The sequence below is a fragment of the Streptomyces lydicus genome, from assembly GCF_001729485.1.
GTDB classification, from domain to species: domain Bacteria; phylum Actinomycetota; class Actinomycetes; order Streptomycetales; family Streptomycetaceae; genus Streptomyces; species Streptomyces lydicus_D.
Map to the genome: position 1 here is coordinate 6,881,786 of NZ_CP017157.1, position 23,792 is coordinate 6,905,577.

Genomic DNA, 23,792 nt, shown 5'->3' on the forward strand with positions numbered 1-23,792 from the left:
CACGGAGGTCCCATGCGCACCCGCACCGCCACCCTCGCCGTGCTCCTCGCCGCGCTCGCCCTCGGCGCGGGCTGCGCCGCCCCGCCACCGGACCACGCCGCCCCCGCCGCGCCCCGCACCGTCAGGCCCGTGGCCGGCTGCGGCAGGTCGGCCTGGACCGACCCCGCCGACCTCGCCCGGGACCGCGCCCCGGCCCGGTGCCGCAAGGGCGCCCCGGCCCCCCGCCCGCTCCGCGAGCACCGCACCCTCACCGTCGCCACCGGCACGCTGAACGCCGAGTACGTGGCGCCGCTCCGGCTGGCCGTCGCGCGGGGCGAGTTCGCCAAGGAGGGCCTGGACGTCCGGCTGAAGGTGCTGCCCACCCCGGAGGCACTGCCGCTGCTGGCCAGGGGCGAGCTGGACGCCCTGTGGGCGGCGCCCGAGGCCGCCGTCGTCAACGGCGTCAACGGCGGCTTCGACATCCGCTGGGTGGCCGGCAACTTCTCCCCGGACCCGCGTTCCAGGAGCGGGCTGTGGGTCCGGCTCAAGGACGGGCAGCGCGCCGCCACGGCGACCCTCGAAGGCACCCGCCTGGGCACCATGATCGGCAAAGGGTCCGTGATCATGTACCCGATGACCACGGCGCTCGCCGCACACCACGCGGACCTCGGCTCCGTCGTCTTCCAGCAGCTCGGCTCCTCCGACGTGCTGACCGCGCTCACCGGCGGCGGCGTGGACGCGGCCTGGCTGCTCGACCCCGTCTGGCGCCAGGTCGACGGCGACCGTGGGTACGCGTTCCTCGGCGGCCAGCCCCGGGGCGAGCCGCTCGGCGGCGCCCTGTACGGCCCGAATCTGCTGCAGCGGGACCCGGACGCCGGGGTGGCCTTCCTGCGCGCCTACATCCGCACCGTGAACACCTACTTCGCCGGCGACTACAAGGCCGACCCGGCGTTCGCCGCCGAGCTGGCCCGGCTGCTCGGGGTCGACGGCAAGGTGCTGGCCGCGGTGCCGCCGCTGCGGATGGACTGGGAGATCAGGAAGGGCACCACGGACCGGCTCCAGAGCGCCTACCGCGCGGCCGGTGTCACCAAGGGGGCGCCGCTGCCGGAGAACCGGCTCGTCGACCGCAGCCTCTACGCGGAGGCGGTCGGCCACCGGCCGTGACGGCCACACCCCCGGAGGCGACCGCACGACGAAGGCCCGGATCCATGGGATCCGGGCCTTGGCCGTTGAGTAGCGGGGACAGGATTTGAACCTGCGACCTCTGGGTTATGAGCCCAGCGAGCTACCGAGCTGCTCCACCCCGCGTCGGTGCCCCAACTCTAACCCCGGCCCGACGACCAGCGCAAATTCCTTCCGGACGGCCCGGAAGCCGCCACCCGCGGGCCCCGCGACGCCCGGGCCCCGCACGGCCCCCGCCCCGCGCGGCCGCTACGCGCTGAGCTCGTCCTGCAGCGCCGTACGCAGCCGCGCCGCGCGCTCCGCCACCTCCGGCGGCCCCAGCTCGACGGCCCGCGCACACCAGCTCTGCGCCTCGGCGAGCGCACCGCGCCGCGCGGCGAGCAGCGCCAGCCGCAGGGCGGCCCGGCCGTGCCCGGACTCGGCGGCGCGCTGCCACCACAGGGCGGCCTCCGGGAGGCTGCCCTCGCGGGCCAGCAGCAGCCCGAGGTTGAAGGCCCCGTTGCGGCTGCCCGCCTCGGCCGCCGCGCGGTACCAGTTCGCCGCCTCGACGACCTCACCGCGGGCCGCCGCGAACATGCCGATCCGCACCTGGGCGCGGCGGTGGCCCTGCCGGGCGGCCCGCTCGTACCACTGCATGCTCTCGTCGTCCGCGGCCCGCTCGTCGTCCGCCGGGGCCGCGCCCGCCGCCGACGCCATGCGGTCCAGCAGGTCCGCGAGCCGGAAGGCCGCCTCGGCGCTGCCGCCGCCGGCCGCGCAGCGCAGATTGCGCTCCGCGTCCCGCAGCTCGCCGTCCCGCAGCTGCACGATGGCGACCTGGAGCGCCGCCTCGGTGTGCCCGGCCGCGGCGGCCCGCTCGTACCAGGAGTGCGCCAGCCGCTCCTCGCCGCGGCCCGCGAAGAGGATGCCGAGGTTGAACGCGGCGTCCACGCTGCCCGCCTCGGCCGCCTTGGAGAACCACGGCTCGGCCCCCGAGGCGTCGCCGCGCTGCAGCAGCAGGATGGCCAGCGCGTTGGCGGCCTCCCGGTGGCCCGCGTAGGCGGCCCGCCGGTACCACTGCTCGCCGCGGCCGGCCCGGCCCTGCCGGGCGCACAGCAGCCCGATGTTGTACGCGCCGTTGACGTCCCCGGCGTCCAGCGCGGCGCGGTACCAGCGCTCGGCGCTCTGCAGCTCGCCGCGCTCCGCGTGCAGCGCGCCCAGCGCGTTGGCGGCGTTGCCGTCACCGTCCTGGGCGGCGCGCCGCCACCACTCCGCGGCGCTCTCCTCGTCACCGGCGTCCCGCAGCAGGTAGCCCAGCGCACAGGCGGCGCGCGCCTCCCCGTCCTTGGCGGCGGAGAGGTACCAGCGGCCCGCCTCCTGGACGTCCCCGCGGTCCTCCAGCAGGCCACCCAGCTGCAGCGCGGCCCGGCGGTGCCCCCGCGCGGCGGCCTGGCGGTACCACTGCTCGGCCTCCTCCTGCTGGTTCAGCTCGCCGTACGCGGTGGCCGCCGGGCGGTCCGGGTCACGACCGTCCTCGATGAGCCGGGCGAGGCGGTACGCGGCCTCGCGGTGGCCGCGCTCGGCGGCGGCCCGGAACCAGCGCTCGGCGCCGATGTCACCGCGGTGCTCCAGCAGGTCGGCGAGGGCGTAGGCACCCAGGCAGTGCCCGGACTCGGCGGACTGGCGCAGCCAGTACTCGGCGGCCGGCTCGTCACCGCGCTCGCGGTGGTGCCGGCCGAGGGCGTGGGCGGCGGCCGCGGAGCCGGCGACGGCGGCGATCCGCCACCAGCCGGCCGCCTCGTCCCCGTAACCGCGCTGATGGAGCAGGACGCCCAGGTTGTTGGCGGCGGCGCGGTCCCCGGCGGCGGCCGCGGAACGCAGGTGCGGTTCGGCGCCGTCGAGGTCACCGCGGCGCAGCAGCATCGCGCCGAGCGCGCTCATCGCGGCGGTGTCCCCGGCCTCGGCGGCCCGGCGGTGACCGGTCTCGGTCACCGCTTCGGACGCCTCGGCGGCCTCCACGGCCTCCATCACGTCCATCTGCAGCTCGGATTCGCGCCCGTCGTCGGGCGCATGCACAAACCGGTCCGTCTCCAACAACCTTGCCTTGTCCCCCATAAGACCCATCGTCGCATCACCTGTAACCCGCGTACACCTGGTATACCGCAGCCAGTGAGGTCACTTCAGCGGTTTGTCGACTTCCCGACACGACGACATGTCAAACTCAAGCACACAGGTTCCCTACATGGGCCGCGCGACCCGGCCTGGACCAGGATCGAACCGAAACGTATGACGACGCATGACGAAGGCCCGGATCCCATGGAATCCGGGCCTTTGCCTGAGAGTAGCGGGGACAGGATTTGAACCTGCGACCTCTGGGTTATGAGCCCAGCGAGCTACCGAGCTGCTCCACCCCGCGTCGTTGTGCCCTTAACGTATCACGGTGCCGGGCCGCCCCCGCACCGCCCTGGCCGCGCGGCCACCGGTTCGCACCGGCGGCCGCACGGCCCGCGGGACGTCGCCGGCGGCTCAGCCGCCCGACTTGCCGGCCTTCTCGGATGCCTTGGCGGCCCGGTCCAGCGCCGCCTTCAGCTTCTTCTTGGCCTCGTCGTACGCCGCCAGGTCACGCCGCCCGAGAGCCTTCTCGCCGTCGTCGTACGCCTTCTCGGCGTCGGCCAGCGCCTGCTGCACCGTCTGGTCGGCCGGCGGCTGCTTGCCCGTGTCGCCGCCGGGCGGCTGCTCCGTGCCGGTGCTGGGCGCCTTCTTGCCGAAGACCACGTCGAGCGCGTCCTTGAGGGAGTCCTCCAGGACGGGCTTGTTGTCGCCGTAGCTGACCAACACCTTCTTCAGCAACGGGTAGTTGGTGTTGGCACCGCGCAGATACACCGGTTCGACGTAGAGCAGCCCGCCGTCCAGCGGCACCGTCAGCAGATTGCCGTACTCGATTTCCGAGTCACCGAACTTCTTGAGGATGTTGAGCTCGTTGGCGATGACCGGGTCGGAGTTGAACTTCGACTGCACCAGCTGGGGGCCGGGCACCGGTGTCTCCGACGGGAGCTTCAGCAGTCTGATCCGGCCGTAGTCGCCGCTGGTGGCGTTGGCGTCGACCGACATGAACGCCCCGAGGTTCTCCCGTTTGTTGGGCGTGAACGTCGTCGTCAGCGAGAAGGACTGGTCCTTCTGGTCCGGCATCTTCATGCTCAGGTAGTACGGCGGCACCGCGTTGCCCGACTTGGTCGTCGGGTCGCTGGGGATCTGCCAGCGCTCGGAGCCGGTGTAGAAGGTCCCCGGGTCCGTGACGTGGTACGTGGTCAGCAGCTGGCGCTGCACCTTGAACAGGTCCTGCGGGTAGCGCAGGTGCTCCTTGAGCGAGCCGCTTATGGCGCTCTTCTTCTCGACCGTGCCGGGGAACGCCTTCATCCAGGTCTTGAGGACCGGGTCCTTCTCGTCCCACTGGTAGAGCTTGACCGAACCGTCGTAGGCGTCGACCGTCGCCTTCACGGAGTTGCGGATGTAGTTGACCTGGTTCTGCTGGGCCACCACCGCCCGCTGCCCGTCGGTGAGCGAGTCGGCGGTGGTGTCGCCGAGCGTGGTGCGCGAGGCGTACGGGTAGCCGTTGCTCGTGGTGTAGGCGTCCACGATCCACTTGATGCGGCCGTCGATGACCGCCGGGTAGGCGTCGCCGTCGATGGTCAGCCACGGGGCGACGGCTTCGACGCGGTCCTTGGGCGTGCGGTTGTACAGGATCCGCGAGCCGTCGCCGATGGCGCCGGAGTAGAGGATCTGCGGCTCCCCGAACGCCACCGCGTAGGCCGCGCGGTTGACGGGGTTGGACAGGCTGACGCCGCTGCCGCCCCGGTAGCTGTAGCTCTTCTCGCTGCCGTCGTCGGAGTAGTCCAGTTCCTTCTGGGGGCCGCCGACGATGGAGTACTGCGTGGTCTTCTCGCCGTAGTACACCCGCTGCTGGTAGTCGGGGAGCTGCCCCTTGGACGGCAGGTCCGACTCGGTGTACTGCGGGCCGCCGCCGTCGGCGGTCTCCGTGCCCTTGGCCGCGACCGCGCCGTAGCCGTGGGTGTACTTGAAGTGGTCGTTGATCCAGTTGTGCTCGGGGATACCGGCGATGTTCAGCTCACGCAGGCCGATCACGGTGTCCTGCTCGGCGCCGTCCCGGTCCTTGTACCGGTCGACGTCGAGGGTCGAGGGGAACTGGTAGTAGCCCTTGACCTGCTGCTGTTGCTGGAAGGCCGGCGAGACCACGTTCGGGTCGAGCAGCCGCAGACTGGCCGTGGAGTCGGCGTCGTCCCGCAGCCGCTGGCTGTCCGCCTTGCCGGTGGGCTTGTAGTTGCCCTTGTACGGCGTGACCTGGGAGTCCTGGATGTCGTACGCGTCCCGGGTCGCCTTGATGTTCTGCTTGATGTACGGCGCTTCCTTGGCCTGCTCGTTCGGCTGGACCTGGAACTTCTGCACGATGGCGGGGTACAGCCCACCGATCAGGATCGCGGAGAGCACCATCAGACCGAAGCCGATCACCGGCAGCTGCCAGGTGCGCCGCCACAGCGTCGCGAAGAACAGCACCGCGCAGATCGCCGCGATGAAGAACAGGATGGTCTTCGCCGGGAGGTAGGCGTTGGCGTCCACATACCGCAGGCCCGTCCAGTTATCGGCCGACTTCAGGCCGCTGGACTTGACCGCGAGTCCGTACCGGTCGAGCCAGTACGCGATCGCCTTCAGCGAGACGAACAGGCCCAGCAGCACCGACAGATGGCCGGTGGCCGCGGCCGTCGCCCGCGAACCCGGGCTCGTCAGCCGCAGCCCGCCGTAGAGGTAGTGCGTCAACGCCGCGGCGACCAGGCACAGCACGGTGCAGGCGAAGCCGAAGCTCAACAGGAAGCGGTACCACGGCAGATCGAAGGCGTAGAACGCGACGTCCATGCCGAACTGCGGGTCCGTCTTGCCGAACGGGACGCCGTTGACCCACTGCAGCCACGTACGCCACTCACCGGAGGCGGAGGCACCGGCGATCAGCCCGATCACGGCGGTGATCGCGATCAGCGCCCACTTCTTGAACGGCGCGATGCTCATCCGGTAGCGGTCCAGGCTCTGCTGCTCCATGGACATCGCGCTCAGCGGCGGCCGCAGCCGGTGCGCCAGCCAGATGTTGAGGCCGACGGCCAGCGCCATCAGCACACCGAAGACGGCGAAGAGGCCGATCTTGGTCCACAGGGTGGTGGTGAAGACCGACGAGTACTTGACCGAGCGATACCAGAGCCAATCGGTCCAGAACCCCGAAAACATCACAAAGAGCATGGCCAGTACGGCCAGCACACCCAGTGTCATCAGCAGGGTCCGGATCCGCCGCGAAGGTCGGCCGACTCTGATCCGTGGCCCTGAGGGGCCTGAGCCGCGGTCCGGCATCTGGAAAGCCAAGGTGCGCACCTCGAAGTTCGCTGTCGTGTGGAGCAGGCCCCGCGATCGTAGGACCCACTGATGCAACTTACGAAGGCTTTACTCGGTTCCCGCTTTCCGGGGTGGACAAGGCACGATGTTGAGCATGACCAACCTCCCCGTTGACGGCACCCCCCTCGCCGCCGACCCGCTGACCCGCGCGGTACTCGAAATCGACGAGTACGCCGCCGGGCTCGGCTGGGATCAGCCCGCCCGACTGTTCGCCCTCGTCGACTCCGCCAAGCTGCGCGCGCAGGAACCCTCGCTCGCCGCTCAGCTCGGCATCGACGACTCCACCACCGCTTCCCTGACCCCCGTGGAACAGGACGAGATCCCGGCCGAGGTGCCGCTGGACGAGTTCCTGGCCACCATCGCCTGGCCGGACGCCGTCGCCGGCTGCGCGCTGAGCGTGGAGCGGCTGATGCTGCCGCCGGCCGCCGAGGACTCCGAGCCCGCGGGCATGGACGAGGCCCAGCTCGCCAAGTGGGTCGCCGGGCATCCGGACCGCCAGGAGGTCCGCATGACGGTGGCCGTGCTGCGCGACGGCCGGCGCGAATCGGCGCTGCGGCTGCGCGAGAAGGACTCCACGGCCGAGGTGCTCACCGGTGCGGCGCTCGTGCCGGGCCTGGCCGAAGCCCTCGCCGCGACCTTCGAGAGCTGACCGGCGCTCCGCCCCCGCCGCGCCCCGAGGGGTGGCGGCGGGGCCCGCCGGACCCGCGTACGGAACCTCCGGGCCGGCGTACGGACCCTACGCCCGGCCGGCCGGGCTGCAGCTCGGCAGGCCGGCCAGGTCGCCCTTGCGGATCTTGTCCAGTGCCTTGACAGCGTCGCCGATGGTGTCGACCTTGACCAGGCGGAGCCCGGCCGGGGTGTCCTTCGCGGCGGTGGCGCAGTTGTCCTTGGGCGTCAGGAAGAACTCCGCGCCCTTGTCGCGCGCGCCGACCGTCTTCATCGAAATGCCACCGATCGGGCCGACCTTGCCCTTGTCGTCGATGGTGCCCGTACCGGCCACGAACCTGCCGCCGGTCATGTCCCCCGGCGTGAGCTTGTCGACGATGCCGAGCGCGAACATCAGCCCGGCGCTCGGGCCGCCCACATCGGCCAGCTTGACGTCGATGGGGAACGGGAAGGCGTGGTCCACGCCGGCCTGGATGCCGACGATGGCACGGCCGTCCGGGGCCTTCTGCGTCGTGATCGCCACCTGCTTCTCGCCGCCCGCGGGCTTCTTGCCCTGCTTCTCCGCCGCGGCCGCGACCTTGGCGGGGATGATCGTGAAGACGACCCGCTCGCCCGGCTTGTGCTTGGTCACGAACTTGGCGACGTCACCGGCCTGCTTGACCTCCGTGCCGTCCACCGCCTTGATCACGTCGCCGGCGTGCAGCCGCCCGTCGGCCGGCTTGTCCTTGACGACGGTGCCGACGACGGTCTGCGCGGCCACCGGGATGTGCAGTTGGTTCAGGGCGGCCGCCTTGGCGCTCTCCTGGGACTGGCTGAACTCCTCGGCGTTCTCCTGGTCGGCCTGCTCGGCCGTCTGACCCTCGGGGTAGAGCGTCTTGTGCGGCACCACGGCGTTGTCGTGGTCCAGCCAGCCGTAGACCGCCTCGAAGAGGTTCATGCGGTAGTCGGGGCCGGTGACCCGGACGGTGGTCATGTTGAGGTGCCCGGTCGTCGGGTACGTCTTGCGACCGGAGATCTGCAGCACCGGCTCGCCGTCGTGCTCACCGAGCGTGTTGACCGTCGGGCCCGGCGACATCTCGGAGTACGGCACGGGAATCAGGACCCCGGCGCAGAGCAGCGCGATCAGCATCAGGGTCGAGGCGAGCAGCGTCGCGGTGCGGCGTGGCATGGAACGACAGTACGGGACGGGTATGACAACCGGCCCGCGGGGCCGTCCGTACGGGGCGCACAGCCGCCCGCCCTCGGGCCCGGCACGGGACCGGCCGTGCCACCGCGTACGGACCGGCGAATGTCAGGCGGAGTCCGACCCGGCCCGGACAGGTTCGGAAGCGGGATGCTCTTTTTCCATCGCGTCCCGGAAACGGGCGTAGCCCGCGAGTTCCGCGACGTCCCCGGCCTTGCGGTTCCGCAGGGCCCAGCTGCTCCACGCCGCGGCGACCAGCCCGGCACCCACCGGAATCAGCAACCAGAGGAGCGCACCCATCAGCGACCTCCCAACCCCTTGTACGACCGCGATCGACGAATAAGCAGATTAACCATCTACCAGGTCAACGCTTATGCCAGGGGGCCGGTTACGCAACCGGGAACATCCGGAACGCAATGCACCGGTACGGCTCCGCGCCCGGGCGCTGATCCCCTGGTGCAGGGGCTTCTACCCGGAACTTCAGCAGGCTCCCACCCATTCCTCGGTTCCGTCCGAGAACGTCTGGTGCTTCCAGATCGGCACCTCGTGCTTGAGGTCGTCGATCATCCGCCGGCAGGCGTCGAACGCCTCGCCCCGGTGCGGGCAGGAGACCGCGACGACGACGGCCAGATCACCGATCCGCAGCTCGCCCACCCGGTGCACGGCCGCCAGCGCCCGCACGGGGAAGTCCGCGACGACCTTCTCGGCGATCCGGCGCATCTCCGCCACGGCCGTCGGGTGCGCGGAGTAGCCCAGGCCCTCGACGTCGGCGCCGTTGTCGTGCGAGCGGACCGTGCCCACGAAAAGGGCCGTGCCGCCGGCCGCCGCGTCACCCACCGCGGCGAACACCTCGTCCACGGACAGCGCGCTGTCGCGGATCTCCAGGAGCCGGATGGGGTCCGCCGCGGCCCGCTCACCGGGGTGGTCGCGGCCGGGGGTCGAGTCAGAAGGCGTGCCAGACATGCCTCCATCGTGCCGTACGCGCACCCGCGGCGGAATGGCCGTTTCCACCGGTCGTCCCGCCCCCGGTATGGAGACTTCTCCAGCCCCGGAGGCCGTCACGGCCCGGCCTGCCCGGTGCCGCTCAGATGCGGCGGCGGGCCTTACGGGCGCGCCGCACGAGAGCGGCGGTTCCCAGGAGGGCGACGGTGGCGCCGGCGGCGCCCGCGGCGGTGGCGTCCTTGCGGCCCAGCCGGCGGCCGGCGACGGTGTGGCGTCCGGCGACCTCCTCCAGCAGCTCGGCGAGCACCTCCTCGTTCGTCCACCGGGGCCGCCAGCCCGCCTCGTGCAGCCGGCTGCCGCTGACCACCCACGGGTGCATGGTGTACGCGAGGTCCCCGGCGGGCGACGGGGTCAGCCCGATGCGGTGCAGGCGGGCGGCGGCGCCCAGGGCCACCGAGGACGGCAGCTCCATGCGCCGGATCCCGGACAGCTCCTCGACCTCCTCCTGCTCCAGCCACCCGTCGCAGCCCACCGCCAGCTCCCCGTCGACCTTCTCCAGCGCCGCGTACTCCAGGGCGCTGACCAGGTCCTCGACGTGGCAGAACTGCCAGGAGGGGCGGGATCCGGCGACGACCAGCAGGCGGGGCGACTCGAAGTAGCGGGTCAGCGCGGTGTCGGTGCCGCCCACCAGGACGGCGGGGCGCAGAACGGTGACGTTCAGCCCGGGGTGTGCGCGGGGCGCGCGGCGCGCGAGGTGCTCGATCTCCAGGAGGTCGCCGACGCCGGTGGCGTCCGCGGTGGCCCGCAACTCGGCGTCCTCGGCCAGCGGCACGTCGTTGTCGGGCAGCGCCCCGTAGACCATCGCGGAGGTGCACAGCACCACCCGGTGGACGCCGGCGGCCGCGGCGGCGGTCAGCACGGTCTGGGTGCCGCGCACGTTGTAGGCGGTGCGCGCGGTGGCGTCGGTCTCCAGGTCGAGGTCGAGCGCCAGGTGGACGACGACGTCCGCGCCGCGCAGCTTGTCGGCGATGGCGGGGTCGCGTACGTCCAGGACGTGCCACTGCGCCCCGGCGACGTCGCCGCGCCGCTCGTCGAGCGCCACCACCTCCTTGACCTCGTCGGAGTCGACCAGGGCACGGGTGAGCTGCGCACCGACCCCGGAGGCGGCGCCGGTCACGGCGACGACGGGCCGACGCAGCGGCCGGTCCGGGGCGCCGCCCGCGGTGTCGCCTGTCTTCTCGGTCTGGTCCGCAGCGTTTCGCGCTGCGCGAACGGTCGGATCTGGGGAACTCACCGGGCGTCTCCAGCGGTTGTCTTCAGTACGGGCGCGTGCTGACGCGTCCGCACCAGGTGGCTCCATCCTGCCGCAGCCACCGGGCCAGCGAAGCACCGAGCCCCGAAGCGGTCCGGGTGTCTACGCTGGAGGTGATGTCGGGCAGCCGCCGTCGGCCACCTGGTCGGCGGCCCTACGAGCCGAGGAAACCCGTGAGTGACACCCCATTCGGATTCGGCCTTCCGCCGGAGGAGCCGGAGGACGGCGACAACGGCAAGAAGAAGGGCGGCCAGGGAGGTAGCCAGGGCCCCGCGGACCCCTTCGGGTTCGGTGGCGGGAGCGGCGCGGACAATCCGTTCGCGGCGCTCTTCGGCGGCATGGGCGGCCCCGGTGGCGAGATGAACCCCGGCGATCTGGGCGCCGCCTTCCAGAAGCTCGGCCAGATGCTCTCCTACGAGGGCGGCCCGGTGAACTGGGAGATGGCCAAGGACATCGCCCGGCAGACCGTCTCGCAGGGCGCGCAGGACGGCAGCAAGGACGCGAGCCTGTCGCCGGGCGAGCGCTCGGCCGTCGAGGAGGCGGTGCGGCTGGCGGACCTGTGGCTGGACGGTGTGACGTCGCTGCCCTCGGGCTCGGGCTCGGTGGTGGCGTGGAGCCGCGCCGAGTGGGTCGAGGAGACCCTTCCGGTGTGGAAGGACCTGGTCAATCCGCTCGCCGAGCGCGTCGGGGCGGCCATGGGCGATGTGCTGCCCGAGGAGATGCAGGCCATGGCGGGCCCGCTGCTCGGGATGATGCGCTCCATGGGCGGCGCGATGTTCGGCACCCAGATCGGGCAGGCGCTGGGCGTCCTGGCCGGTGAGGTCGTCGGTTCGACGGACATCGGGCTGCCGCTGGGCCCGGCCGGGAAGGCGGCGCTGCTGCCCGGGAACATCGCGACGTTCGGCGCGGGCCTGGGCGTGCCGCAGGAGGAGGTGCGGCTGTATCTGGCCCTGCGCGAGGCCGCCCACCAGCGGCTCTTCGCCCATGTGCCGTGGCTGCGCTCGCATCTGTTCGGCGCCGTCGAGGGGTACGCGCGCGGCATCAAGGTCGACACGACCAAGCTGGAGGACGTGGTCGGCCAGATCGACCCCCAGCACCCCGAGGAGCTGCAGAACGCGCTGCAGCAGGGCATGTTCCAGCCCGAGGACACCCCGGAGCAGAAGGCGGCGCTGGCCCGGCTGGAGACCGCGCTGGCGCTGGTCGAGGGCTGGGTGGACGCGGTGGTGCACGCCGCCGCCAAGCCGCATCTGCCGTCCGCGGACAAGCTCCGCGAGACGCTGCGGCGGCGCCGGGCGAGCGGCGGCCCCGCGGAGCAGACGTTCTCGACGCTGATCGGTCTGCAGCTGCGTCCGCGCCGGCTGCGGGACGCCTCACGGCTGTGGGCGTCGCTGACGGACGCACGTGGCCTGGACGGCCGCGACGGCCTGTGGGAGCACCCTGACATGCTGCCGACGGCGGCCGACCTGGACGACCCGGACGGCTTCGTGCACCACGAGCAGCCGGACTTCTCCGAGCTCGACAAGATGCTCGGCGAGGCGGCCCGGGACCGCGGGCCGGACCTCGGCAAGCCCGGCCGGGAGGGCGAAGGCCCGGACGGGACGCCCGGCGAGGGCAAGGGTGACGGCGACAAGTGAGTCTGCACGCCGAGGCGGCGCGGGTGCTCAAGGAGTGGCCCGCGCCGTCGCCCGATCAGGAGCAGCTGCGGCTGGCGTATCTGGATCATCTGGCCGCCCACCGGGACGGCATGTGGAAGCCCTGCAAGGAGGGGCATCTCACGGCGAGCGCGCTGGTGATCGACCCGGCCGCGGGCCGGGTGCTGCTGACGCTGCACCGCAAGCTGGAGATGTGGCTGCAGATGGGCGGCCACTGCGAGCCGGAGGACGCCTCGCTGGCCGACGCGGCGCTGCGTGAGGCGCGCGAGGAGTCGGGCATCGCCCGGGGGCTGACGCTGCTGCCCGGCGGCCCGGTGCGGCTGGACCGTCACCGCACGCCGTGCGCGGTGCATCTGGACGTGCAGTACGCGGCGCTGGCGCCCGCGGGCGCGGTCGCGGCGATCAGCGACGAGTCGCTGGACCTGAAGTGGTTCGGGTACGACGAGGTGCCGGGCGTCGCCGACGACTCGGTGGTGCGCCTGGTGGAAGCCGCCCGCGCGCTCCTCTAGAGGGAACTTGCGGATCCGGCGCCCCTTCCGGGGCGCCGGATTTCCGTCCGCGGCGGGTCAGTTGGTGAAGATGTTGCCCTGGTTGGCTCCCCTGACGCCCTGCTGGCCCATGCCGAACTGGGCGGCCAGGCCGGAGCCGATGACCGCGTTCTGCGGCGGCAGCAGCTCGCTGGGCTGGACCAGTGCATAGCCCTGGCCGAGGAAGCTGAGCTCCCAGCCCTCGCCGGTGCTGCCGCGGCGCCGCCACACCCCGGAGGAGTGCGTCTGCGCCTGCATCTGCACCCGTAGCGACGCGGACCAGGCGACCACCGCGTCGGCGTCGGCGTTGACGTACTTGTCGGGCGTGACCTGGAGCATCAGCGGCTGCCCCGAGGTCATCAGGGCGACCTTGCCCTGCCCGGAGATGTTGAGCTGGTACTTGCCGGTGCCGGAGATCCCGTACTGGCTGTCGACGGAGACCACCTCCCAGTGGAGGCCGGAGTCCAGCGCCAGCACGTAGCTGCTGTCGACGGTCAGGCCGTCGTGGTCGACGTCGACGACGTGCACGTACTGGGCGAGGTTGGCCAGGTAGACGGTGCCCTGCCCGGAGACGCGCATCAGGTCGAGGCCCTCACCGGAGTGGGCGCGGGCCCGGTGCTGGCCGGGCGTCTGGTAGTTGCCGTCGAATTCGAGCAGCCCCTGATAGGCGACCATCGATCCCTTGCGGGCGAGGACGTCGTCGTGGCCCTGGAGGGCGACCCGCAGCAGCTGGCTGTTCTGCAGGGCGTAGCGGTCCTGGGTGTGTGCCTCGGTGAAGGCGAAAAGCGGACTCTGCATGGCGTTCGGTCCTCCCCCTCAGCCCCGGGCCCGGAGCCGGTCGGTGCTGTCCTCGCTGGGCTGGACGACGACGAACCCCTGGCCGGAGAAGCCGAGTTGGTACGCCTCGCCGCTGCCGCGCCCGATCATCGAGGACGCCTTGAAGCTGCGCTTGCCCTTCATCTTCAGGTGCGTCGACCAGGCGACCAGCGCGTCCGGGTCCACATAGGTCTCGTCCTCGCCGCGGCCGCAGTCGACGACGACGGGCGTGCCCCGGGAGGTCAGCGCGACCCAGCCGGTGCCGGAGATCCCGACGTTGAACAGGCCCTGGCCGGCGAACTTGGCCATGCCCTTGACGCGCTGCACGCCCCACTGGAGGTGTGCGTCGAAGGCGAGGAGGTTGGTGCCGTTGACGGAGAGCGCGTCACCGTTGAGGTTGATGCAGACCACGTCGGCGCCGTAGTCGGCGAGGTAGAGCAGGCCGTCGCCGGAGCACTTCATCAGGGGCGCGCCCTCACCGGTGAGCCACTGGGAGGCCATCTGGCGCACGGCGGGCGGGTTCGGCTCGTACTGAACGAAGCCCTCGTAGGCGACCATCGAGCCGGTGCGGGCGAAGACGTCCTGGCCGCTCTGCATGGCGATTTTCACCATGGCGCTGCCGTGGTTCTCCATACGGGCGGCGGGCGGGGTCGGGACGTAGCCCGACAGCTGCTGCTGGGTCATGACGGGCTCCCTCAGACCTCGTAGGGCTGGACGACGATGAAGTTGCCGGGCGCACCGCGGAACTGGAGGTTCACGGTCTCGCCGGAGTGGCCCGGATAGGCGTGCCGGCGCAGGCTCACCTGACTGGAGATGATCACCTGGGAGGCGGCGGACCAGGCCACGACGGCGTTGGCGTCGGCGAAGGTGGTCGGGGTGACCGGCAGCACGACCGGGGTGCCGTGGGTCTTGACGACGAGGGTGCCGGTCCCCTGGAACTGCATGGTGAACAGGGCGCCACCGGGGATGCCGTGGCCCTCGATGCGGCGCACCTCGTGCTGCAGCGACTCGTCGAAGGCGAGCACGGACTCGGCGGACACGCAGATCGCGTCGCCCTGCAGCTCGATGGGGTGGACGTGGGCGCTGTTGTCGGCGAAGAAGACCTGACCCTGGCCGGTGCAGCGCATCAGCTGCATCTCCTGGCCGGTGGCGTTGCCGACGATCCGGCCGCGGAACCCGGCGCCCTTGTAGCCGAAGTCGACCTTGCCCTGGTAGAGGACCATGCTGCCCTGGCGGGCGAGCACCGGCTGGCCGTCGACACCGAGGTCGACCCGGATCAGCTTGCTGTTCTGCGGGGTCCAGCGCTGACCGGTGGGCGCCTCCTTGTACTTGTCCAGCACGACACCGAGACCGGGACCGCCCCCCTGGGGCAGCGTGGGGGCCTGCCCGGCATACGGGGCGCCGAGGGGCTGCGGTGCCGGCTGCCCGTACGGGGCGGGGCCGCCGTACGGGGCCGGCTGGCCCGGGTGGCCGCCACCGGGCGGGGCGGCCGGAGGCTGCGGCGGCCCGTACGGGTCCTGGCCGGGCGCCGGTTGACCGTAGGGCGCCGGCTGGCCGTGGGGGGCCGGCGGCTGCTGGCCGGGCGGCGGCACCGGGCCAGCGGGCGGGGCCAGCGGGGCGGCGATGGTGGGGGCGTTGTGCACCTGCGGCGCGGTGGGCTGCGGGGCCTGGGGCGCGGGGGCGGGCTGCGCGGCCGCCGGGGGCGGGTGCGGCGCCCCCTGGGGCGGGCCGAAGTCGGGCGCGGGCTGCGGGGCCGCGGGCGCCCCGAAGGACGGAGCGGGGGCGGCGGGCCCGGAGGGCGGCGCGAAGCCGGGCACGCCCTGGGCGGCGGCGGGCGGTTCGGGCTGCGCCTCCGCCTCCTCGGCGACCTCGCCGCCGAAGTTCTTCAGCAGCGCCTCCAGGCCGCCGTCGAATCCCTGGCCGACGGCGGCGAACCGCCAGACGTCCTTGAGGTAGAAGTCGCCGAGCATGACGGCGCGTTCGGTGCTGAACTCGCTGCCGGTGAAGGAGTAGCGGGCGACTTCCTCGCCGCCGGCCACGATCCGGAGGTAGCCGGGGCCGATCTGCGAGACCTGGCCGGCGCCGTCGAGGGCGGCGGTGAAGGTGAGCTTCTCGATGTGCGGCGGGATCTTGTCGAGGGTGACACGGAAGGACTCGTTGTCGCCCGCCTGCGGGCCGAGCAGCTGGATCGACTCCTCGGGCGAGGCGGGCTGGTTGAAGAAGATGAAGTACCGGTCGTCGGAGAGCCGTTCCTCGGCGTCCAGGCCGAAGCAGCTGATGTCGAAGGTCAGGCCGGGCCCGGCGATCTGCACGCCGACGTACAGATCCGTCCCCGCCGTCAGATCAGCGATCCTGGCCTTGTGGCCGCGCTGGAATTCCCTGGCCATACGTAACGCCCGTCCCCCGCTCCCGCCGTGATGTGCTCTGCGCGGCCAGGCTAACCGCTGACACCGACAGCAAGCGATGCCGGGGCGCACGGCAACGCCGCGGACGCCCCCGCTATTCGGGGCGGGCCGGGGGCAGATGGGGCAGCCGCTCCGCCGCCACCACCCCTTCGAGGTAGCCGCGGGCGCGTTCCGTACGCGGATAGGACTCCAGCAGGCTCCAGAACGAGGGGCCGTGGCCGGGGACGAGCAGATGCGCCAGCTCGTGCAGCAGGACGTAGTCGACGACGTACTCCGGCATGCCCTGGAGGCGGTGCGAGAGCCGGATGCTGCCCTCGGCCGGGGTGCACGATCCCCAGCGGGTGTTCTGGTTGGTGACCCAGCGCACCGAAGCGGGCCGGGCCCGGCCGCCCAGGAACTGGTCCGACAGCCGCCCGGCGCGCTCGGCCAGCTCGCTGTCGCCGAGCATCCGCTTGCTCTCCTGGGCGGCGAGCTTGTCGAGCATGACGGTGACCCAGCGCTGCTCCTCCGCCTCCGACATCCGGGCCGGGATGAGCACCACCGTGCGGTCCCCCTCGCGGTAGGCGGAGACCGTTCTGCGGCGCCGCTGGCTGCGCCGCACCTCGACCGCGCTGGTTCCCGATCCGCGGGCCTTGGGGCCGGGCGCGGCCCCGCGCGAGGGGTCGGCGGCGCGGCGCAGGGGTGTCTCCCCGAAGCCGTGAGCGGGAGGGTCGGCGGGCACGCGCCCGACGTTACCCGCTGGCCCTGCGGGAAGTCCCGCCTCGCGGTCGGTTCGCCACCGAACCACTCCATGGCGTGCAGCGCTTGTACGACTAATGCCGCTCCGGCCTGTGGATAACTCCGGGCGTGCTCCGCCGCGGGGGGCATGCTGGGGGCCGGACGACGAAGGACGGGGGCGGATGGCAATGCATCCGATGCTCAAGCCCGCGCTGCGGCGCGGCTGGCGGGACAGGGAAACGGTGCGGTTCGGTGTGGCGCCGGCCCACGCGATGGTGGTCGGCCCGGTCGACACGGCCACCGGCAGCTTCCTCTCACTGATCGACGGCACCCGCACCGTGCGGCAGCTCGTCGCGGAGGCGGCGCGGCTGGACCTCCCGGCCGAGCACGCCCGCGGTGTGGTGGACCGGCTCGGCGCGGCCGGGCTGCTGGAGGCGCCCACCGCCGGCGGTCCGGCGGCCGACGCCGTCCGGGCGGACCAGCCCGCCGTCGAGCGGCTCCGGCCCGACCTGGCCTCCCTCTCGGTGCAGTACCGCGAACCGGCCGGCGCGCTGGAGCGGACAGGGGCCCGCCGGGCGGTCCGGGTGAAGGTCAAGGGCGCGGGGCGGGTGGGCGCCGCCGTCGCGGCACTGCTCTCGGCCGCCGGCCTGGGGCGGGTGGAGGTGGTCGACGGGGGCAAGGTCGCCCCGGGGGACGTCCTGCCCGGCGGGCTGGGGGCCGAGCGGATCGGTGAGCCGCGCGCCGCGGCGGCCGGAGCGCTGGTCCGCCGCTCCTCCCCCTGGAGCCGCCGGCCGAGGCCGAGGGTCCCGGTCAGCGAATCGGGCGAGCCGGGACTGTCCCTGGTGGTGCTCGCCCCGCGGGACGGGCTCGCCGCGTACGCCCCCGACCCGGTGCTGGCCGAGCCGCTGCTGACCGCCGGGATCCCGCATCTTTACGCGGGAGTGATCGAGGGCACGGGTGTGGTGGGTCCGCTGGTGCTGCCCGGCGGCTCGGCCTGCGCCGGCTGCGACGAACTGCGCCGCACGGACGCGGAACCGGCCTGGCCGCGGCTGCTCGCGCAGTGGCGGTCGGGACGGGCCGCACCCGCGGTGCCGGCGTGCGACGCCGCGCTGGCAACGGCGGTCGCCGGGCTCGCCGCCGTGCAGGCGCTGACGTTCCTCGACGGTGAACTGCCGCCGTCCACAGGGGCGCGGATGGAGCTCGCCCTGCCGTGTGCGACCGTGCGGACGGTGCGGATCGAGCCGCATCCGGAGTGCGCGTGCGGTACTGCCGCTTCACCGTCTGCGACAGCGCCTCGGATCCTCGGCCGTGACACGCCACAATGACGGAGTAACCCCGGTAGGGGACAGTGTGAGTTGGAGGGGCGCATGTCTGATCTTCCCCGCAAGGCGGTCACCCGCACCGCCAAGCTGGCCGCGCTGCCACTGGGGTTCGCCGGCCGTGCCACCTGGGGCCTCGGCAAGCGGATCGGCGGCAGATCCGCCGAGATCGTGGGCCGTGAGCTGCAACAGCGCACCGCCGAACAGCTCTTCAAGGTACTCGGGGAGCTCAAGGGCGGAGCGATGAAGTTCGGGCAGGCCCTGTCGGTCTTCGAGTCGGCCCTGCCCGAGGAGATCGCCGGGCCCTACCGCGCCGCGCTGACCAAACTCCAGGAGGCGGCGCCGCCGATGCCGACGAGCACGGTGCACGCGGTGCTCACGGAGCGGCTCGGCGAGGACTGGCGGGAGCTGTTCGAGGAGTTCGAGGACAAACCGGCCGCGGCGGCGTCGATCGGTCAGGTGCACCGGGCGGTGTGGCACGACGGCCGGGAGGTCGCCGTCAAGGTGCAGTACCCGGGCGCCGGTCAGGCACTGCTGTCGGATCTGTCGCAGTTGAGCCGGTTCGCCCGGCTGCTGGGGCCGCTGATCCCGGGCATGGACATCAAGCCGCTGATCACCGAGTTGCGCGACCGGGTCTCCGAGGAGCTCGACTACGGCCTGGAGGCCGAGGCCCAGCAGGCGCACGCCGAGGAGTTCGCCGACGACCCGGACGTGACCGTGCCGGCCGTCGTGCACCAGTGCGAGCAGGTCCTGGTGACGGAGTGGCTGGAGGGGGTGCCGCTGTCCGAGGTCATCGCGGACGGCACGGACGAGCAGCGCGACCGGGCCGGGCAGCTGCTGGCACGGTTCCTGTTCTCCGGCCCGGCCCGCACCGGGCTGCTGCACGCCGACCCGCATCCGGGCAACTTCCGGCTGCTCCCCGGGGACTCCCCGGACGCGCCCGCCGCGGAATGGCGGCTGGGCGTGCTCGACTTCGGCACCGTCGACCGGCTGCCCGACGGGCTGCCCCCGACGATCGGCACCTCACTGCGGATGACGCTGGACGGCGAGGCGGAGGCGGTCTACCAGCAGCTGTGCGACGAGGGCTTCGTCAAGGAATCCATCGACCTGGACCCGGACGCGGTGCTGGAGTATCTGCTGCCGATCATCGAGCCCGCGCAGGTGGACGCGTTCACCTTCACCCGCGGCTGGATGCGGCAGCAGGCGACCCGCATCGGAGACCCGCGCTCCCCCGCCTACCAACTGGCCAAGCGGCTCAACCTGCCGCCCGCGTATCTGCTCATCCACCGTGTGACGTTGAGCACCATCGGCGTGCTGTGCCAGCTGGGCGCGACGGTGCGGCTGCGGGACGAGCTGGAGGCGTGGATGCCGGGCTTCGTGCCCGAGGAGGAGCCGGCCGGCGCCGACCTCCCCGACGTCGCCGCGTCCGTCCCGGCGGACCGTGCGAAGACCGGCGCCGACGCGCGTGCGGAAGAAGTCGAGGAGTCCACCGCCTGACCCCGCCGCCGGGCGCCGACCGCGGCGCCCGGCCTCACCACCAGCTGGAATCCAGGCGTCCCTCGATCGCCCGGATGTTCTCCCGCGCGCAGGCGTCACAGAAGTAGCGGCGCTCACCGTTCTCCACGGAGCAGGTCCAGGTCGGCAAGGTGCCCTCGGCCACCGCACCGCATCCGGCGCACACCGTGCGCCCGTCGGCCAACTCCGCCTGTTCGTGCGTCTTCTGGTTCACCGTCCGACGATATCCCCGTCAACCGCACGAAGCCGGATACAACGCACCACGGGGCCCGCCCTGTCGGACGGGCCCCGTGAAGGGCGGCGGTGTCAGCGGACCGCGTTACTGCATCACGGCCATGGCCAGCGCACGGCGGGCCCGCAGCGAAGCGCGCTCGGCGCGCCGCTGCATCCGCCGCGCGGCGGCGAGCCGCTGCCCCCTGCGTTCGGACTCGGCCTCCCGCAGGCGTTCATGCATATGCGCACGCGCCAAGGCTTCTGGGATGAGTTGCATGGCGTGGTTCCTGTTCTGACGCGACTCGATCGCGTCGGCGTTCGCGGGGACGGGGGTGTCGGTGAAGAGGGAGTTCATCGTGGGGTCCTGCTTCTTGGGATCCCGTGTGACGGGACGGTCGATCGTTCCTGTGCCGGTGGTGTTCATGCCGCGACCGGGTTCTTGCGCGGACGGCCACGCGGGCGCTTCCGCGGCACCACGACGCCCTGGACGAAGAGCTCGCCACCCCAGACGCCCCACGGCTCACGGCGGTCCTTGGCGCCGGCGAGGCAAGCCTCACGGACCGGACAGGTCTGGCACAGCGTCTTGGCGTACTCGACGTCGGCCGGGGACTCGGCGAAGAAGACCTCCGGGTCATAGGTGCGGCACGGAACCGCGGCGCCGAGGCGGTCGATCTCGTCGTCGAGCTCGGTGAGGGGCAGCAAGGAGTTCTCCTGGGGGTCGGGCGGAGGGATCAGGTCGGTCGCTACGGACGGGGTGTGCGTCTGCAGTTGCACGGTGTGTGTTCCTCGTCTGTTTCGGCCCGCTGGTGGCGGACGGCTGGGGCAAACAAAAGGGCCGCGGATCCCGGTGTGGGTTCCGCGGCCCTGGAAGGTGCCGACCTGATCTGCCGATCAGGCTGGATCTCTCCAGGGTTCGAGGCCGCGGTAGGCCCACATTGCATGCTGCGTCTGGTACTGCTCCCGGGATTCGGCACCGTTGGCCGCCGCGAAGGCAAAGGCATTCGCCTTGGCCGCCACTGCTACTGCCGCAGGTGCCTCGGTCGGTCGCGCGGTGCGCTCGCTGCGCGTCAGCACGGCGAGGGACTCGGGGCGCGCGACCTCGGTACCGGAGGGGCGGCCGAAGCCGGACAGACCGGTGCCCAGGAGCGAGGAGCCGAGAGTGCAGGTGGCGACGACCGACAGATCGGTCATTTTGTTGGTCTCGTTAATGCTGATCACTGGTCTCGCCTCCTCTCGGCGTCTCGGTGGACCGGGAATCCCGTTCCAGGGTGTTCAAGTACAGCACGGATCGATCGGATCTCGGAAGGTTCCGTTGTCTCCGTGCTTCCGAAGGCTATGGGGATGCGCTCCGCGCGCGCAAACTATTTTTCCGACGAGTTTTTCGCGGCGCCCCCGGACCCGTCCCCGGAGGCTTCCATGAGCTCCTCGCCGGCGCAGAGCGCCAGCACAGCACTGCCGTAGCGGTCGAACTTGCGCCGCCCCACACCTGAGATGACCGCAAGCTCCGCTTCGGTTCCCGGAACGGCCTCCGCGATCGCCATCAACGTCTTGTCGGTGAAGATGCAGTAGGCCGGCTGGCGCAGGCGCGCCGCCTGCCCGGCCCGCCACTCGCACAGCCGCTCGTACAGCGCCTCGTCCAGCTCGGACGGGCAGTCCTCACACCGCATCAGCTTCATCTCGCCGGCGTCCGTCAGCGTGCGGTTGCAGACCCGGCAGCGGGCCGGGCTGCGGTGCCGGGGCCGCCCGGCCGCCGCCGGAGCCCCGCTGCCGCGCTCGACGCCCCCGGAGACCGCGCCCGGCGTACGCCGCCCCGCACCGGTCCCTGAACCGGGCCGCAGGCCCCTCAGGAAGCGGCTGGCGCTGCGGGAGGCCCGTCCGCCGGGGGACCGCGCCAGCGACCACGAGAGCGCCAGATGCTGCCGGGCGCGGGTGACGCCGACATACAGCAGCCGGCGCTCCTCCTCGACCTGCTCCTCGGTCCGCGCGTAGGTGATCGGCATCATGCCTTCGGTGAGGCCCACCAGGAAGACGGCATCCCACTCCAGGCCCTTGGCGGCGTGCAGGGAGGCGAGCGTCACCCCCTCGACCGTCGGGGCGTGCTGGGCATGGGCACGCTCGTCCAGCTCCGCGACGAGATCGGCGAGCGACGCCGCGGGCCGGGCCCGCGCGAAGTCCTCCGCCAGCCGCACCAGGGCCGCCAGCGACTCCCAGCGGTCCCGCGCCGCCCCCGCACCGGCCGGCGGTTCACCCGTCCAGCCCATGTCGCTGAGCACCGCCCGCACCTCGGACGGCAGGTCCACCGCATCGTCCAGCAGCGTGTCGTTCGCCCCGAAGCGAGCCGCACCACGCAGCTTGATGCCCGCCTCACGCACCTCGGGCCGCTCGAAGAACCGCTCCGCGCCCCGCAGCTGGTACGACACCCCGGCATCGGCCAGCGCCTGCTCGTAGACCTCGGACTGGGCGTTGACGCGGAAGAGCACCGCGATCTCACTGGCCGGCACCCCCGACGCGATCAGGTCACGGATGCGGCGGGCGGTGCCCTCGGCCTCGGCCGGCCCGTCCGAGTACTCCGTGTACACCGGCTCCGGACCGGCCGCCCGCTGCGAGATCAGCTCCAGGCGGTGCTCCGCGGCGCGCCCCTTGGCCTGCGAGAGCAGCCCGTTGGCGAGGTGCACGACCTGTGGGGTGGAGCGGTAGTCGCGGACGAGTTTGACGACCGTCGCGTTCGGGTGGCGGGTGCGGAAATTGAGGAGGTGGTCGGGGGTGGCGCCGGTGAAGCTGTAGATCGTCTGGCTGGCGTCGCCCACCACGCACAGGTTGTCGCGGTCGCCGAGCCACAGCTCCAGCAGCCGCTGCTGCAGCGGGCTGACGTCCTGGTACTCGTCGACGACGAAGTGCTGATACTGGGCGCGGACCTGTTCGGCGATGTCGTGCCGGTCCTGCAGCACGCCCACGGTGAGCAGCAGCACGTCCTCGAAGTCGATCGTGCCGCGGTCACGCTTGAGCTGTTCGTACGTGCCGTAGATCTGCCCGATCTCCGCCGGATCACGAGGGGCCTCGCGGGCCGCCTTGACGACGGCCGCCGGATAGTCGGCCGGTACGGTCTGCGTCACCTTGGACCATTCGATCTCGGCGGTGACATCCCGCAGCTCGTTGCGGTCGAGCCGGATCCGGCAGCGGGCCGCCGCCTCCGACACGAGCTGGACCTTGCGCTCCAGCAGCCGCGGCACCTCCCCGCCGACGGCCTTCGGCCAGAAGAACTGCAGTTGCCGCAGCGCGGCGGAGTGGAACGTCCGCGCCTGGACCCCGCCGGCGCCGAGCTGCCGCAGCCGGCCCCGCATCTCGCCGGCCGCGCGGGCGGTGAAAGTGACAGCGAGCACACTCGCGGGCTGCAGAATGCCCGCCCGGACCCCGTACGCGATCCGGTGCGTGATCGCCCGCGTCTTGCCCGTACCGGCACCGGCCAGCACACACACCGGACCGTGCAGAGCCGTCGCGACCTCCCGCTGCTCGGGGTCGAGCCCGTCGAGCACCCCGTCGGCCGAGTCCGGCACCCGCGGGAAGAGAGAGGAGTCTGTTGCTGCTGTCACCCCGCCATGCTGCCAGGTCCGCGAAGCCGCCCGTGAAGCCTGCCCACAGCCCCGGCCCCCCGGTCATACGCATCCCACTCCCTGTGCACGACCGACAGCAGCCGGCGAGGGCGAGTGCTTTGCTGAGTCTGTGATTACGGCGCGGACCGGGCTCGGGGCTGGGGCGGGCGGGGCGGCCTCGGGGGTGGGGCGCGAGGGGCGCGGCCTCGGGCATGGGGCGCGAGGAGCGGCCTCGAAGCCGGGGCATGAGGGCGGCCTCGGGGATGGGGGCCTGCGGTTGCCTCTCCGCTGCGTCGGGCAGTTGTCCCTCCCGCATGAGGGCCGGGCGGTTGGCCCTCCCCGGT

Annotated in this window: 21 protein-coding genes and 2 tRNA genes; 6 read left to right on the top strand and 17 right to left on the bottom strand. The window is 72.4% G+C overall.

What is annotated here, in order from left to right:
- Window positions 1-12: 12 nt before the first annotated feature.
- Window positions 13-1,143: an ABC transporter substrate-binding protein gene (locus tag SL103_RS29795; protein ID WP_069572071.1), complete on the top strand. Its 1,131-nt coding sequence runs from the start codon at window positions 13-15 to the stop codon at window positions 1,141-1,143.
- 70 nt (window positions 1,144-1,213) lie between these two features.
- Here the strand turns inward: SL103_RS29795 and SL103_RS29800 are convergent.
- The 4 genes from SL103_RS29800 to SL103_RS29815 form a co-directional block, all read right to left on the bottom strand.
- A tRNA-Met gene (locus SL103_RS29800) sits at window positions 1,214-1,287 on the bottom strand.
- A 123-nt stretch (window positions 1,288-1,410) separates the two neighbouring features.
- Complete coding sequence (locus SL103_RS29805) at window positions 1,411-3,261, bottom strand: SEL1-like repeat protein (RefSeq protein WP_208869991.1); 1,851 nt, start codon at window positions 3,259-3,261, stop codon at window positions 1,411-1,413.
- Window positions 3,262-3,479: 218 nt separating this feature from the next.
- Window positions 3,480-3,553, bottom strand: a tRNA-Met gene (locus SL103_RS29810).
- A gap of 110 nt (window positions 3,554-3,663) precedes the next feature.
- Entirely contained in the window at window positions 3,664-6,471 is a 2,808-nt protein-coding gene (locus tag SL103_RS29815; RefSeq protein WP_079146047.1) for a UPF0182 family membrane protein, read from the bottom strand.
- 214 nt (window positions 6,472-6,685) lie between these two features.
- On the opposite strand from SL103_RS29815, the gene SL103_RS29820 reads away from it, so the two are divergent.
- Window positions 6,686-7,240: a PPA1309 family protein gene (locus SL103_RS29820; protein ID WP_069572074.1), complete on the top strand. Its 555-nt coding sequence runs from the start codon at window positions 6,686-6,688 to the stop codon at window positions 7,238-7,240.
- A gap of 87 nt (window positions 7,241-7,327) precedes the next feature.
- Here the strand turns inward: SL103_RS29820 and SL103_RS29825 are convergent, their stop codons facing one another.
- From SL103_RS29825 to SL103_RS29840, 4 genes are all read right to left on the bottom strand, one after another.
- Complete coding sequence (locus SL103_RS29825) at window positions 7,328-8,425, bottom strand: YlbL family protein (protein ID WP_069572075.1); 1,098 nt, start codon at window positions 8,423-8,425, stop codon at window positions 7,328-7,330.
- Window positions 8,426-8,548: 123 nt separating this feature from the next.
- The gene (locus SL103_RS29830) at window positions 8,549-8,740 is read right to left on the bottom strand and encodes a hypothetical protein (protein ID WP_069572076.1); all 192 of its coding nucleotides are present in this window, start codon (window positions 8,738-8,740) and stop codon (window positions 8,549-8,551) included.
- A gap of 180 nt (window positions 8,741-8,920) precedes the next feature.
- On the bottom strand, window positions 8,921-9,403 hold the full coding sequence (locus SL103_RS29835) for a molybdenum cofactor biosynthesis protein MoaE (RefSeq protein ID WP_033269831.1): 483 nt from the start codon (window positions 9,401-9,403) through the stop codon (window positions 8,921-8,923).
- Between the two features lie 121 nt (window positions 9,404-9,524).
- Window positions 9,525-10,676: an SDR family oxidoreductase gene (locus SL103_RS29840; RefSeq protein ID WP_069572077.1), complete on the bottom strand. Its 1,152-nt coding sequence runs from the start codon at window positions 10,674-10,676 to the stop codon at window positions 9,525-9,527.
- A gap of 191 nt (window positions 10,677-10,867) precedes the next feature.
- Here SL103_RS29840 and SL103_RS29845 point away from each other — a divergent pair, with 191 nt between their 5' ends.
- Both SL103_RS29845 and SL103_RS29850 read left to right on the top strand, forming a co-directional pair.
- Window positions 10,868-12,328 (top strand): zinc-dependent metalloprotease, encoded by a 1,461-nt coding sequence (locus tag SL103_RS29845; RefSeq protein WP_069572078.1) that lies wholly within the window; start codon window positions 10,868-10,870, stop codon window positions 12,326-12,328.
- Window positions 12,325-12,855: an NUDIX hydrolase gene (locus tag SL103_RS29850; RefSeq protein ID WP_069572079.1), complete on the top strand. Its 531-nt coding sequence runs from the start codon at window positions 12,325-12,327 to the stop codon at window positions 12,853-12,855. Before SL103_RS29845 ends, SL103_RS29850 begins: the two co-directional genes overlap by 4 nt.
- Before the next feature lie 57 nt (window positions 12,856-12,912).
- Here SL103_RS29850 and SL103_RS29855 read toward each other — a convergent pair whose 3' ends face one another.
- The 4 genes from SL103_RS29855 to SL103_RS29870 form a co-directional block, all read right to left on the bottom strand.
- Window positions 12,913-13,671 carry an AIM24 family protein gene (locus tag SL103_RS29855; protein WP_069572080.1) on the bottom strand — a complete coding sequence of 253 codons (759 nt, stop codon included), beginning with the start codon at window positions 13,669-13,671 and terminating at the stop codon, window positions 12,913-12,915.
- A gap of 18 nt (window positions 13,672-13,689) precedes the next feature.
- Entirely contained in the window at window positions 13,690-14,373 is a 684-nt protein-coding gene (locus tag SL103_RS29860; protein ID WP_069572081.1) for an AIM24 family protein, read from the bottom strand.
- A gap of 11 nt (window positions 14,374-14,384) precedes the next feature.
- A complete protein-coding gene (locus SL103_RS29865; RefSeq protein ID WP_069572082.1) occupies window positions 14,385-16,076 on the bottom strand; it encodes a TerD family protein in 1,692 nt (563 codons plus the stop codon).
- A 112-nt stretch (window positions 16,077-16,188) separates the two neighbouring features.
- A complete protein-coding gene (locus SL103_RS29870; RefSeq protein WP_069572083.1) occupies window positions 16,189-16,815 on the bottom strand; it encodes a M48 metallopeptidase family protein in 627 nt (208 codons plus the stop codon).
- Window positions 16,816-16,999: 184 nt separating this feature from the next.
- Between SL103_RS29870 and SL103_RS29875 the strand changes: the two genes are divergently transcribed.
- Window positions 17,000-18,136 carry a TOMM precursor leader peptide-binding protein gene (locus tag SL103_RS29875; RefSeq protein WP_069572084.1) on the top strand — a complete coding sequence of 379 codons (1,137 nt, stop codon included), beginning with the start codon at window positions 17,000-17,002 and terminating at the stop codon, window positions 18,134-18,136.
- A 42-nt stretch (window positions 18,137-18,178) separates the two neighbouring features.
- A complete protein-coding gene (locus SL103_RS29880) occupies window positions 18,179-19,627 on the top strand; it encodes an ABC1 kinase family protein (RefSeq protein ID WP_069572085.1) in 1,449 nt (482 codons plus the stop codon).
- A 34-nt stretch (window positions 19,628-19,661) separates the two neighbouring features.
- Here the strand turns inward: SL103_RS29880 and SL103_RS29885 are convergent, their stop codons facing one another.
- The 5 genes from SL103_RS29885 to SL103_RS29905 form a co-directional block, all read right to left on the bottom strand.
- Complete coding sequence (locus SL103_RS29885; protein WP_033269839.1) at window positions 19,662-19,859, bottom strand: hypothetical protein; 198 nt, start codon at window positions 19,857-19,859, stop codon at window positions 19,662-19,664.
- Between the two features lie 105 nt (window positions 19,860-19,964).
- On the bottom strand, window positions 19,965-20,282 hold the full coding sequence (locus SL103_RS29890; RefSeq protein ID WP_069572086.1) for a hypothetical protein: 318 nt from the start codon (window positions 20,280-20,282) through the stop codon (window positions 19,965-19,967).
- Window positions 20,279-20,632, bottom strand: a complete 354-nt coding sequence (locus SL103_RS29895) for a WhiB family transcriptional regulator (protein ID WP_026169602.1) — start codon at window positions 20,630-20,632, stop codon at window positions 20,279-20,281. The genes SL103_RS29890 and SL103_RS29895 overlap by 4 nt, the downstream gene beginning before the upstream one ends.
- A 117-nt stretch (window positions 20,633-20,749) precedes the next feature.
- Window positions 20,750-21,076: a hypothetical protein gene (locus SL103_RS38095; protein WP_069572087.1), complete on the bottom strand. Its 327-nt coding sequence runs from the start codon at window positions 21,074-21,076 to the stop codon at window positions 20,750-20,752.
- A gap of 143 nt (window positions 21,077-21,219) precedes the next feature.
- Complete coding sequence (locus SL103_RS29905) at window positions 21,220-23,448, bottom strand: ATP-dependent DNA helicase UvrD2 (RefSeq protein ID WP_069572088.1); 2,229 nt, start codon at window positions 23,446-23,448, stop codon at window positions 21,220-21,222.
- Window positions 23,449-23,792: the final 344 nt, after the last annotated feature.